Annotated in this window: 1 protein-coding gene; it reads left to right on the top strand. The window is 33.9% G+C overall.

Annotation, left to right across the window (positions count from 1 at the left end; genetic code table 11):
- A partial coding sequence (locus tag FD47_RS14715) for a C40 family peptidase (protein ID WP_225353041.1) occupies positions 1 to 654 on the top strand: 654 nt, incomplete at its 5' end.
- Positions 655 to 664 lie beyond the last annotated feature (10 nt).

Genomic DNA, 664 nt, shown 5'->3' with positions numbered 1-664 from the left:
ACAGAAGCAAGTGTTAACACCTTGGTAAGTGAAAGTTCAGTTAGTCCAAAAACTTATATTCGTAAAAAGAATTCTGGGTGGACCTATAACTTTAAGATGAATGGTAAAAACATTGATTTTGGTTCTAAAGTACATTATTTAAAGAATTATCCCAATACGACATGGGAAGTTACTAGAAAAATGTATGTAAAAAAGAATCTTAAAAATTATCTATATTATTATATTACTAATAAATCTGGGACTACCCACGGTTGGATCTGGCATGACTATTTGACGCCGGGTGTGGCATATGCCACTGTTTGGGGAATTGCCAAAAAGCAATTAGGTAAACCATATGTTTACGGAGCTACTGGCCCAATGGCATTTGATTGTTCAGGACTTACCCAATATATCTACAAACGTGCAGCTGATAAAACTATTCAAAGGACAGCTCAAGCTCAATACAATTCTAGTAAACATGTTAGGAGTGACGATATTCAAAAAGGAGACTTAGCCTTTTTTGGAAGTAATTCTGTTAATATCAGTCATGTTGGTATGTACATTGGCAATGGTAAAATGATTGATGCTCAAAATTATGGTGTCATTACAGAAAATATTAATGCTCCCTGGTGGAATCTTGTGGGATATGCTAAACCAGAAAATTTGAGTGAATAAAATTTTATTA

This window comes from Lentilactobacillus parafarraginis DSM 18390 = JCM 14109 (assembly GCF_001435895.1).
In the GTDB taxonomy this organism is placed as follows: Bacteria; Bacillota; Bacilli; order Lactobacillales; family Lactobacillaceae; genus Lentilactobacillus; species Lentilactobacillus parafarraginis.
This window is presented reverse-complemented; position numbering and strand designations above follow the sequence as displayed.